This window comes from Aidingimonas lacisalsi, assembly GCF_008079445.1.
In the GTDB taxonomy this organism is placed as follows: domain Bacteria; phylum Pseudomonadota; class Gammaproteobacteria; order Pseudomonadales; family Halomonadaceae; genus Aidingimonas; species Aidingimonas lacisalsi.
In genome coordinates this window covers 236,093-248,183 of the sequence record NZ_VRYH01000005.1, presented here as the reverse complement: position 1 = coordinate 248,183, position 12,091 = coordinate 236,093, and the positions used below count along the sequence as shown (strand labels likewise).

The following is a 12,091-nucleotide window of genomic DNA, read 5'->3' as shown; positions in this document are numbered from 1 at the left end:
TTGTACGCTTGAAGCGCAAAAGGTATTGACGAACCCGGGGCGTATCAGTAACATGCGCTCCGTCTTCACGAGGCAATCGATGCATGTGGGGCCTTAGCTCAGCTGGGAGAGCGCAACACTGGCAGTGTTGAGGTCAGCGGTTCGAGCCCGCTAGGCTCCACCATCCTCGAGTCGACTATGCGTCCCATTCGTCTAGTGGTCCAGGACACCGCCCTTTCACGGCGGTAACAGGGGTTCGAACCCCCTATGGGACGCCACTTCTTTCACGTTACTCCTTCCTCATACCTAGATCAGCGGCATCTGTTCTCCTCGTCCAAGTGGCGGTTGAGATCGCTGACGTCGTGTGCATGTCTTGGTGAGATTTTGTCGCCGAGATGTCATATCGTCGATGTGAAACTGTCATGGATAGGGCATCGGTGGGGCTGATTTTGACCTGTCACCCTTGACACGCTGCAAAAGTTGTCCACGTATGCCGCGTCGTCCGACGTCTTTGTGCATAACACTCATATAAGCTGATCTCGAGGATGAGTTTTCTAATAAATTCAAGTAAATCAGTCGATTATGATTGTTTAAAAATTGACCGATTTGAGGGTAACCCGCTTGTCATGCAGTTTCCTGGAACTTTTCTCAAGGTTATGAACATGGTTATCCACAGAAAGTGTGGAAAACGATCCGGGTGTCGCCGATGGGGCGGATGGCGGCTGGCTTCATTGCGTTGCAACATGGATGTCGCGTGACCGTCACAATGTTGTCGTCGGCGCATGGATAGTTCTACAACACTTGTAAATATAGAACGTATCGGTCGTGTGCCGCGATCACAGGCGAAGCTGCCTGGTAACCAGCCTCGTGTGTCTGGGTAGGGGCATGGAGGCCGTGCTTAGGCCTCTCATGTACTGGTGTGCTCATTCGGCGGGGTAGTCGCGCTGTTCGTATCCCACGTAGAGCTGACGAGGGCGACCGATTTTGTAATCGCCACTGATCATCTCGTTCCAATGCGAGATCCAGCCGATGGTCCGTGAGACCGCGAAGATCACCGTGAACATGTTGGTCGGAATACCTATGGCCTTGAGAATGATGCCGGAATAGAAATCCACATTGGGATAGAGCTTGCGCTCGATGAAGTAGTCGTCTTCCAGCGCGATCTCTTCCAGGCGTTTGGCGATCTTGAGCTGAGGATCATCTGCCATGCCAAGTTCGCTCAACACTTCGTCACAGGTCTCTTTCATGACCTTGGCGCGCGGATCGAAGTTGCGGTAGACACGGTGACCGAAGCCCATCAGGCGGAAGGGGTCGTCCTTGTCCTTGGCACGGTCGATATAGCGTTGGATGTTCTCTTCCGACTCGTCACCGATTTCGTCCAGCATGTTGAGGACGGCTTCGTTGGCACCACCATGTGCCGGTCCCCAGAGCGCGGCAATCCCGGCACTAATGCAGGCGAACGGGTTGGCGCCCGTGGAACCCGCCAAGCGAACCGTGGACGTCGAGGCATTCTGCTCGTGATCGGCGTGGAGCATGAAGATGCGATCGATCGCTTTCGCGAAGACCGGATTGATCGTGTATTCCTCGCATGGGTTGCTGAACATCATGTAGAGGAAGTTTTCTGCGTAACTGAGGTCGTTACGTGGATAATTGAATGGCTGGCCGATATTGTACTTGTAGCTCATGGCGGCCAGGGTGGGCATCTTGGCGATCAGGCGGATGGCGCTGATGCGACGATCTTCGTCACGGGTAATGTTCATGTGGTCGTGATAGAAGGCCGCCAGTCCGCCGACAACACCGCACAGGATCGACATCGGATGGGCGTCGCGCCGAAAGCCCTTGTAGAAGTTGGCCAATTGTTCATGAACCATGGTGTGGTTGCGGATGGTGGCCTCGAAATGCTGGTACTCACTATTGGAGGGCAACTCCCCGTTCAGCAGCAGGTAGCTCAGCTCGACGAAGTTGGAGTGTTCAGCCAACTGGCCGATCGGGTATCCGCGATGAAGCAGTACGCCATTGGCGCCATCGATGAACGTGATCGCGGATTGGCATGACGAGGTCGCCATGAATCCTGGGTCATAGGTGAAGAGGCCCTCGGCGACTAGGCTCCGAACGTCGATGACATCAGGGCCAGCGCTACCGGAATAGACAGGAAACTCGATTACCTTGTCGAGCCCTTCGATCGTTAACTGCGCTTTCCTGTCAGCCATGGTGGCCTCCTAGTTATCCAGTTTTTAGACGATAAGTCGTTGTCTCGCATGCCATGTCGGGCAAAAAATGTTAGCCCACTATAGAAGCGTTCGGAGGATTGTCAATTAGCCCATAGGCAGCGACTTATGCAGCATCATGAATTATATACATGTGTTGTATAATAAATGGTGCTCTGCATCATTTTGCGCTATTTTGCTCTCATGGATATGAGGGTCAAGTATCGGGATGGTCTAGTGTGCAGTCGGTCGATGATCAATGGTAGCGCTCGCCGATTTGTCATACTTGACCCGTACCCCTATAATCGCACCCCGCACGATCGCTTGGAACTGGCGTCGTGTCGACTTGGCAAACGGCCGAGCCCTTCCTCAAAACCACCGCCCGCTCGGGCCATGCCCGGCGAAGCAATGAGCGGGCCAAGAGAGTGTGTATAGAGCCGTGAATAGCAAACGACCCGTAAACCTCGACCTCTCCACAATAACGTTTCCCCTCCCGGCGTTAACGTCGATCGCCCACCGCATTACCGGCGTCATCCTGTTCATCGGTCTGGTCTTCGCCTTCTGGGCACTCGACACTTCGCTGTCGTCGCCGCAAGGGTTCGAAGCCGTCCGTGATGCCCTGGCTCACAATGTGCTGGCCAAGCTCGTCGCCTGGGGACTGTTGTCGGCACTGGCTTTCCACTTCGTTGCTGGCATCAAACACCTGCTGATGGACATTGATATCGGCGTGACATTGGAAGGTGGCGTGCGCAAGGCACAGATCACTGTCGTGGTCAGTGCAGTATTGGTGATTCTGGCAGGAGTCTGGGTATGGTAACCAACATAACGAATTTCGGTCGCAGTGGCCTCTCGGACTGGCTGATCCAGCGTGTTTCCGCCATTATCCTGGCAGTCTACACGCTCTTCATGGTCGGCTTTCTGTTGTTTAATCCGGGACTGGATTACGCCACCTGGAGCGGTTTGTTCGACCAGACGTGGATGCGCATCTTTTCCTTGCTGGCGTTCGTTTCCATCGCCGCCCACGCCTGGATCGGTCTATGGACCGTGACGACTGATTATCTCAAACCGACCGGCATTCGTGTCGCCGCTCAGACCATCATCATCCTGGCCATCTTCGTCTTTCTGGTGTGGGGCGTACAAGTCCTGTGGGGAGCCTGATTCATGTCTAGCATGCGTAGCCTGACATTCGACGCAATCATTATCGGTGGTGGTGGCTCCGGCCTGCGCGCCGCCTTGGAGCTGGCCAAGTCCGGCAAGAAGACCGCTGTCCTGTCCAAAGTCTTTCCAACTCGCTCACATACCGTTTCGGCCCAAGGCGGTATTACATGTGCCATTGCTTCTGCCGATCCCAACGACGATTGGCGCTGGCACATGTATGACACCGTCAAGGGTGGCGACTATATCACTGACCAGGAAGCGGCCGAGTACATGTGTTCGGAGGGTCCCAAAGCGGTGTTCGAACTTGAACACATGGGGCTACCGTTTTCTCGCTTTGACAATGGACGCATCTATCAGCGCCCGTTCGGTGGGCAGTCGAAGGATTTCGGTAAGGGTGGCCAGGCGGCGCGAACCTGTGCTGCTGCCGACCGGACCGGCCACGCACTATTGCATACGCTGTATCAGAACAATCTGAAGAACAACACCACTTTCCTGAACGAGTGGTATGCCGTCGATCTGGTCAAGAATGCCAATGGCGACGTGGTCGGTTGTATTGCAATGGACATCGAGACCGGCGAGGTGGTCCATGTCAAGGCCAAGGCCACGGTGCTGGCCACCGGTGGCGCGGGCCGCATCTATGCATCGACGACCAATGCCTTGATCAATACCGGCGATGGTATCGGCATGACACTGCGCGCGGGTTTCCCGATGCAGGACATGGAAATGTGGCAGTTTCATCCGACCGGCATCTACGGTGCCGGCGTCCTGGTCACCGAAGGCTGTCGCGGCGAAGGCGGTTATCTCGTGAACAAGGACGGCGAACGCTTCATGGAGCGTTATGCCCCGAATGCCAAGGATCTGGCCGGTCGCGATGTAGTGGCGCGGTCCATGGTGCTCGAGATACTCGAAGGTCGTGGCTGCGGCGAGAATGGCGATCATGTCTACCTCAAGCTCGATCACCTCGGTGAAGACGTGCTGGGTAAGCGGTTGCCGGGAATCGTCGAACTGTCCAAAACGTTTGCGCAAGTCGATCCGGCCAAGGAACCGATTCCCGTCGTGCCGACCTGTCACTACATGATGGGAGGCATACCCACCAATGTGCATGGTCAGGCGATTTCCCAGGACGCCGATGGCAATGACCAGTTGGTCAATGGCCTGTTCGCCTGTGGCGAAGCCGCTTGTGTTTCGGTTCACGGAGCCAACCGCTTGGGTGGCAATTCGTTGCTTGACCTGGTGGTGTTCGGCCGAGCGGCGGGCATGTATATCGAGAGCGCCCTTAATGAGGGAGTCGAGTATCTCGAAGCGACCGACTCCGATGTCGAATTCGCCATGTCCCGTATCAACCGCTGGGATGAATCCAGTGGTGGTGAATCGGTGCCAGCGCTCAAGGCCGAATTACAGGACATCATGCAGAATGCCTTCGGTGTGTTCCGTCAGGAAGATAATATGCAAGAGGGGGTCAAGAAACTCTCGGAGCTGCGTGAACGGATCAGCAATGCGCATCTCGGTGACAAGTCCAGGGCCTTCAACACGGCCAGGGTCGAAGCCCTCGAACTCGATAACCTGATGGAAGTGGCTGAAGCCACCGCGATCTCCGCGCTGGAGCGCAAGGAAAGCCGTGGTGCTCATTCCCGTTATGACTATCCGGACCGCGACGACGTCAATTGGCTGAAGCACTCGCTGTACTTCCCGGTCGAGAAAAAACTCGGCAAGCGCGATGTCAACTTCACGCCGAAAACGGTCGATACCTTTGAGCCGAAAGTCCGCACTTATTGAGGGAGTCCACGATGTCCATGCTTCAGGTATCCGTCTATCGCTACAATCCTGAAACCGACTCCGCACCTTATATGCAGGAGTTTCAGGTGGACACTCAGGGCCGAGACCTGATGGTCCTGAATGTCTTGTCGATGATCAAGGAACAGGATAGTTCCATGGCTTATCGCCGTAGTTGCCGCGAGGGAGTCTGCGGCTCCGATGGCATGAACATGAATGGCAAGAACGGGCTGGCTTGCATTACCCCGTTGTCCGAGGTGATCAAGAAGGGCAAGCTGGTGCTGCGGCCCTTGCCGGGGTTACCGGTCATTCGTGACCTGGTCGTCGATATGGGCGTGTTCTATGAACAGTTCGAACGTATTCAGCCGTATCTGCAGAACGACGAGCCGGAGCCGGCGATCGAGCGTCTGCAGTCACCGGAGGATCGCGACAAACTCGATGGCCTGTACGAATGCATACTATGCGCTTGCTGTTCGACAGCTTGCCCGTCGTTCTGGTGGAACCCGGACAAGTTCGTGGGACCGGCTGGCCTGCTTCAGGCCTATCGCTTCCTGGCCGATTCACGTGATACCGCAACGCGCGAACGCCTTGCCGATCTTGAGGATCCGTTCTCGGTATTTCGTTGCCGCGGTATCATGAATTGTGTGGCGGTATGTCCCAAGGGGCTCAATCCGACACGGGCGATTGGCAAGATTCGCGAAATGTTACTGGCCAATGCCACTTAAATCGAAGCGTTTGGCTTGCTATCATGGGCACCGGATTTTCGAGCTGCGACCATGGGTCGCGATCGACGATGATCGTGGGCTGATCCATGCCGCAGTGTGAGCGGCGCCCGTGTCTCGGAGCCGGTGCCCTGCGTACCGGCTCTTGACGATACGAAGCCAGGCTCTCGGCGCGAAACATGTAAGCCGGGAGTGCCGGAGAGACAACTGCCCGCACCGGCAGGGCAATCACCAGAGCTGGGACGGCCCGGCCGTATCCAGCCCCGATAACACCCCATCAGTGCAGGGTGACCGAGAGATGCAACAAGGCATAATGGAGTTGATGTGGCGCACATCACACATGAGCGGTGGAAACGCTCATTATGTGGAAGCGCTCTATGAAGAGTACCTCGTCGATCCCAATGCTGTCCCCGACGAATGGCGCAACTACTTTGATCGACTACCGCGTCCCGAAGGCAGCTCTTCCTACGATGTTCCTCTAGGCCCAATCCGCGACCAGTTCTATCAGCTTGGCAAAAACCAACGAACCGCAAAAGTCGCTACCACTTCCGACAACGGCGAAAGCCGGAAGCAGGTCAAGGTTCTACAGCTGATCAATGCCTACCGCTTCCGGGGGCACCAAAAAGCCGATATCGACCCACTCAACCTGCGCAGTCAGGCTCCGATCCCCGATCTCGATCTGTCCTTTCACCAGCTATCGGCTGCCGACATGGATACCGAATTCCAGACCGGCTCCTTTTTTCTGGGCAAGGACAAGGCGCCTCTCAAGGAGATCGTGGAAGCGCTTGAACAGACGTATTGCCGCTCGATTGGCTGCGAGTTCATGCATATCGTGGACACCGACGAAAAGCGCTGGCTGCAACAGCGTTTCGAGACGGTTCGTTCCAAACCCAAGTTCAGCGATGACGTACGCAAGCACTTGCTTGAGCGGCTGACCGCAGCGGAAGGCCTGGAAAGCTATCTGGCCTCGAAGTATCCGGGGACCAAGCGGTTCGGCCTGGAAGGTGGCGAGACATTCATTCCGATGATGGATGAATTGATTCAGCGGTCTGGCGGCTATGGTACCAAGGAAGTCGTCATCGGCATGGCCCACCGGGGGCGCCTCAATCTGCTGATCAATATTCTTGGCAAGAGCCCTTCGGAGTTGATCGAGGAGTTCGATGGCAAGAAGGTCATTGAACACGGCTCAGGGGATGTGAAGTATCACCAGGGCTTCAGCTCGAATGTCATGACGCCGGGAGGCGAAGTGCATCTGGCACTGGCCTTCAATCCGTCTCATCTGGAGATCGTGTCTCCGGTGGTCGAAGGGTCGGTGAGAGCTCGCCAGGATCGACGTGACGATACCGACGGCACCAAGGTGTTGCCGATCAACGTGCATGGCGATGCGGCCTTTGCCGGCCAGGGTGTGGTCATGGAGACATTTCAGATGTCTCAAACCCGTGCCTACCAGACGGGGGGGACCGTCCACATCATCCTCAACAATCAGGTCGGGTTCACGACATCGCATCCAAAAGATACCCGCTCCACTGAATACTGCACCGATATCGCCAAGATGGTGCAGGCGCCGATTTTCCATGTGAATGGCGATGATCCGGATGCCATCCTGCATGCCACTCAGGTGGCCCTCGATTATCGTCAGCAGTTCAAGAAAGACGTGGTCATCGATCTCGTCTGCTATCGTCGGCGCGGCCACAACGAGGCTGACGAACCGTCCGGAACGCAGCCGATGATGTACCAGAAGATCAAGGATCATCCGTCATCGCGTGCCCTTTATGTCAAGCGGCTGGCTGAGGATGGCGTGATGTCCGAAGAGGACTCGAAGGCGCTGATCGAGCAGTATCGCGATGATCTGATGGCGGGGAATCACGTGGCCAATGCGCTCGTCAAGGAGCCCAATAAATCATTGTTCGTCGATTGGGAGCCATACCTTGGCCATGAGTGGACCGGTGATGCCGATACCACCATCGAGATGAAGCGCATGCAGCAGTTGGCAACGCGCATGTGCGAGATTCCCGACGGCGTCCAGACGCAGCGTCAGGTGGCCAAGATCTACGAGGATCGGCGCAAGATGCTGGCGGGAGGCATGGCTGTCAACTGGGGGTTCGCCGAGACTCTGGCTTATGCCACGTTGCTGGATGAAGGGCATCCGATCAGGCTGACCGGGCAGGACAGTGGTCGCGGTACCTTTTCCCACCGACATGCCGTGGTCCACAACCAGAAAGACGGCAGTACCTATGTACCGCTCGAGTACATCAAGGAAGGGCAGCCGCGTTTCACGATCCATGACTCCTTCTTGTCGGAAGAAGCGGTGCTGGCCTTTGAATACGGTTATGCCACGACCAGTCCCAATGCATTGATCATCTGGGAGGCTCAGTTCGGCGACTTCTTCAACGGTGCTCAAGTCGTGGTCGATCAGTTCATCTCCTCGGGTGAATCCAAGTGGGGGCGCTTATGCGGCTTGACGCTATTGCTGCCGCATGGTTATGAAGGCCAGGGGCCAGAGCATTCATCGGCGCGTCTGGAGCGCTTCCTGCAACTATGTGCCGAGCACAATATGCAAGTCTGTGTGCCGACGACCCCATCACAGATATTTCACCTGCTGCGGCGTCAGGTGATTCGCCCATTGCGCAAGCCGCTCGTGGTGATGTCACCCAAGAGCTTGTTGCGCCACAAGGAAGCGACCTCGGAGCTGGAGGAACTGTCCAAGGGACGCTTCCATATGGTGCTGCCAGATCAGGGTAAGCTCGATGCCGACAAGGTCAAGCGAGTGGTGCTCTGTGCAGGTAAGGTCTACTACGACTTGACGACCTATCGTACCGAGAACGAGCGGGACGATACGGCAATTGTCCGTATCGAGCAGCTCTATCCATTTCCCAAGGAAGTGCTGTTCGACGTCCTCAAGGCCTACACCAACATCGAGCAAGTGGTCTGGTGCCAGGAAGAGCCGCTCAACCAGGGGGCCTGGTACCAAAGTCAGCATCATATGCGCATGGTCGCCGATATGTTGCATGAGGGCTTGGGGCAAGAGCTCAAGTTTGCCGGGCGTCCGGCGTCAGCGGCACCCGCTGCGGGCTACATGTCCGTTCACGTTGAACAGCAGCGCCAACTGGTGGACGACGCCTTCAACGCGTGAAGCGTCCGTCATCAGGAAGAGAGAACTCACAAGGGAAACGACATGGCTACCGAGATCAAAGCGCCAACCTTTCCGGAATCCGTTGCCGAAGGCAGCGTGGCCGCCTGGCATAAGCAGCCAGGGGATAGCGTCGAACGAGACGAACTGATCGTCGAGATTGAAACCGACAAGGTGGTGCTGGAGGTCGTAGCACCGGATGCAGGAACGCTGACCGAAATCCAAGCGAATGAAGGCGATATCGTGCAGTCAGAGCAGGTGCTTGGGCTGTTGGGCGCCGCTGAAGAAAAGGCCGGTAGTAAGGCATCCGCCAACGAAAAGGCGGATGCCCCGAAAGGTGGCGAGGCATCCGATAGCGCTCAGCCAGAAGCGCCTGCGTCATCCGGCAAGACACATGAGGTCAAGGCGCCGACCTTCCCCGAATCCATCCAGGAAGGGACGGTGTCTACCTGGCACAAACAGGTTGGAGAAGCGGCCCAACGTGATGAAGTTCTGGCCGATATCGAGACCGACAAGGTCGTCCTTGAGGTTGTGGCCCCCGCCGATGGTGCATTGAGTGAAATCAAGGTGGAAGAGGGCGCGCAGGTTGAGTCCGAAGCCGTACTAGGCATCTTTGCCGAAGGTGCCGGTGGTGATGGCAGTGCCAGCGTATCAGCGTCCGAGCCGGCTTCAGACGCCTCGTCCAGTGCCGATAGTGGTGGTGAGTCGGAACAGGTCGGTGACAAGATCCTGGCACCGGCGGCACGTAAGCTGGCAGCCGAACACGACCTTGATGTCAGCAAGATCGAGGGCACCGGCAAGGGCGGGCGTGTCCTCAAGGAAGATGTTCAGAAAGCGGTCAAAGAGGGGACTGCCAAGAAAGCGTCGCAATCCGCACCTGCATCTACACCGGCTCAAGCGGCCGCCGCTGCCCCCGTCGTCGAAGGGGAGCGTCCCGAAAAACGGGTGCCGATGAGTCGTTTGCGGCAGACGATCGCCAAGCGCCTCGTACAGGCTCAGCAGACGGCGGCGATGCTGACCACCTACAACGAAGTAGACATGACCGAGGTCATGTCGCTGCGTTCACAGTACAAGGATACTTTCCTCAAGGCGCACGACACCAAGCTCGGGTTCATGGGCTTCTTCGTCAAGGCGGCGAGTGAAGCGCTCAAGCGGTTCCCCGATGTCAACGCCTCGATCGACGGCACGGATATCGTCTACCACGGTTATCAGGACATTGGCGTGGCGGTTTCCACCGAGCGTGGCCTGGTCGTGCCGGTGCTGAGGGATACCGATAGCATGAAAATTGCCGATGTCGAGAAACAGATAGTCGATTTCGGCAAGCGCGCACGCGATGGCAAGCTGGGCATCGACGAGATGCAGGGCGGTACCTTTACGATCACCAACGGCGGTATTTTCGGCTCCTTGCTGTCGACGCCGATCCTCAATCCGCCTCAGACTGCCATCCTGGGGATGCACAAGATTCAGGAGCGTCCCATGGCGGTGAATGGCAAGGTCGAGATTCGTCCCATGATGTATCTGGCACTGTCATACGATCACCGCATGATCGATGGTAAAGACGCCGTGCAGTTCCTGGTCACTATCAAGGAATTGCTGGAGGATCCGGCGCGTTTGCTGCTGGACGTCTAAGTCCCACAACGTATTCCTAGCGAACCGACGAAACAGGAAACACTTTCATGGCCGATAAATTTGATGTCATCGTCATTGGCGCGGGTCCCGGCGGGTATGTGGCCGCTATTCGAGCTGCCCAGCTGGGATTGAAGACTGCCTGTGTCGAGAAGTGGGTCAACAAGGAAGGCAAGACCGTTCATGGCGGAACCTGCCTGAACGTAGGCTGCATTCCTTCGAAAGCGCTGTTGGAGACCTCGCATAAGTTCGTCGAGGCTCGCGACCACTACCAGGAAATCGGCATCGACGTGGGAGAGCCCACGGCCAACGTGGCCAAGATGCATGAATTCAAGGAGCAGGTCATCGCCAAGAACGTCGGCGGTATCAGCGCGCTGTTCAAGGCCAATGGTGTCACTGCCCTGGAAGGTACCGGCAAGGTATTGTCCAGCAAGCAGGTTGAAGTCACTGGCCACGATGGCGAAAAAGCGACCTACGATGCCGATAACATCGTCATTGCTGCCGGTTCGGTACCAGTGGAAATCCCCCCGACACCGTTGACCGAAGGGTTGATCGTCAACTCGACCGGGGCGCTGGAATTCGATGAAGTTCCCAAGCGTCTTGGAGTTATTGGAGCTGGTGTCATCGGTTTGGAACTGGGCAGCGTATGGAGCCGGCTCGGTAGTGAAGTGACCATGCTCGAAGCCATGGACAGTTTCTTGCCCATGGTCGACAAGGACATCGCCAAGGAAACCCAGAAGCTGCTCAAGAAGCAGGGGCTGGATATCCGGCTTGGAACGCGTGTTACCGGTTCCGAGATCAAGGACAAGGAAGTGGTCGTCAAGTATGCCGATGCCGACGGTGAAAAGGAGATTACGTTCGACAAGCTGATCGTCTGTGTCGGTCGTCGTCCCTATACCGAGGGGCTGTTAGGTGAAGATGCCGGCGTCAATCTGGACGAGCGTGGTTTTATCTTCGTCGATGACCAGTGTCGTACCAGTGTTCCTGGTGTCTACGCCATCGGCGACTGTGTACGTGGTCAAATGCTGGCCCACAAGGCTTCTGAAGAAGGCATGATGGTTGCCGATATCATCGCCGAACATAAGGCCGAGATAAATTACGACGCCATTCCTTGCGTCATTTACACGTCGCCGGAAGTCGCCTGGGTCGGCATGACGGAACAGGATGCCAAGGCAGCCGGTATCGAAGTCAGGACCGGCTCCTTCCCGTTCTCCGCCAACGGACGGGCATTGGCCAATAACGCATCGGAAGGCTCGGCCAAGATCATCGCCGATGCTGAAACCGATCGTATACTTGGCATGCATATTGTCAGTCAGCACGCTGGCGAGCTGATCGCTCAGGGCGTGATTGCCATGGAGTTCGGCTCCAGTGCCGAAGATCTGGCGTTGACGTGCTACGCACACCCCAGCACGTCAGAGGCAATTCACGAAGCAGCCCTGGCGGTTGATGGCCATGCAATTCACATGGCCAACCGCAAGAAGCGCAAGTAACAATGC

The 12,091-nt window shown here is 56.6% G+C and carries 8 protein-coding genes and 2 tRNA genes; 9 read left to right on the top strand and 1 reads right to left on the bottom strand.

Annotated features, from left to right (window positions below):
- The first annotated feature begins 87 nt into the window (after window positions 1-87).
- Together FVV99_RS12545 and FVV99_RS12540 are read left to right on the top strand one after the other, a co-directional pair.
- Window positions 88-163, top strand: a tRNA-Ala gene (locus FVV99_RS12545).
- Window positions 164-181: 18 nt separating this feature from the next.
- Window positions 182-257 (top strand) — tRNA-Glu (locus FVV99_RS12540).
- 645 nt (window positions 258-902) lie between these two features.
- Here the strand turns inward: FVV99_RS12540 and gltA are convergent.
- Window positions 903-2,189, bottom strand: coding sequence for a citrate synthase (gene gltA, locus FVV99_RS12535; protein ID WP_148254414.1), 1,287 nt, complete (start codon window positions 2,187-2,189; stop codon window positions 903-905).
- A gap of 436 nt (window positions 2,190-2,625) precedes the next feature.
- Here gltA and sdhC point away from each other — a divergent pair, with 436 nt between their 5' ends.
- From sdhC to lpdA, 7 genes are all read left to right on the top strand, one after another.
- Window positions 2,626-3,003, top strand: coding sequence for a succinate dehydrogenase, cytochrome b556 subunit (gene sdhC / locus FVV99_RS12530; protein WP_201745086.1), 378 nt, complete (start codon window positions 2,626-2,628; stop codon window positions 3,001-3,003).
- A complete protein-coding gene (gene sdhD, locus FVV99_RS12525) occupies window positions 2,997-3,344 on the top strand; it encodes a succinate dehydrogenase, hydrophobic membrane anchor protein (RefSeq protein ID WP_148254412.1) in 348 nt (115 codons plus the stop codon). Before sdhC ends, sdhD begins: the two co-directional genes overlap by 7 nt.
- 3 nt (window positions 3,345-3,347) lie before the next feature.
- Window positions 3,348-5,120 carry a succinate dehydrogenase flavoprotein subunit gene (gene sdhA, locus FVV99_RS12520; protein WP_148254411.1) on the top strand — a complete coding sequence of 591 codons (1,773 nt, stop codon included), beginning with the start codon at window positions 3,348-3,350 and terminating at the stop codon, window positions 5,118-5,120.
- An 11-nt stretch (window positions 5,121-5,131) separates the two neighbouring features.
- Window positions 5,132-5,842, top strand: a complete 711-nt coding sequence (locus FVV99_RS12515; protein WP_148254410.1) for a succinate dehydrogenase iron-sulfur subunit — start codon at window positions 5,132-5,134, stop codon at window positions 5,840-5,842.
- A 295-nt stretch (window positions 5,843-6,137) separates the two neighbouring features.
- Window positions 6,138-8,972: a 2-oxoglutarate dehydrogenase E1 component gene (locus FVV99_RS12510; protein ID WP_148254409.1), complete on the top strand. Its 2,835-nt coding sequence runs from the start codon at window positions 6,138-6,140 to the stop codon at window positions 8,970-8,972.
- 42 nt (window positions 8,973-9,014) lie between these two features.
- Window positions 9,015-10,598: a 2-oxoglutarate dehydrogenase complex dihydrolipoyllysine-residue succinyltransferase gene (gene odhB, locus FVV99_RS12505; RefSeq protein ID WP_148254408.1), complete on the top strand. Its 1,584-nt coding sequence runs from the start codon at window positions 9,015-9,017 to the stop codon at window positions 10,596-10,598.
- A 47-nt stretch (window positions 10,599-10,645) separates the two neighbouring features.
- Entirely contained in the window at window positions 10,646-12,085 is a 1,440-nt protein-coding gene (gene lpdA, locus FVV99_RS12500) for a dihydrolipoyl dehydrogenase (RefSeq protein ID WP_148254407.1), read from the top strand.
- Window positions 12,086-12,091: the final 6 nt, after the last annotated feature.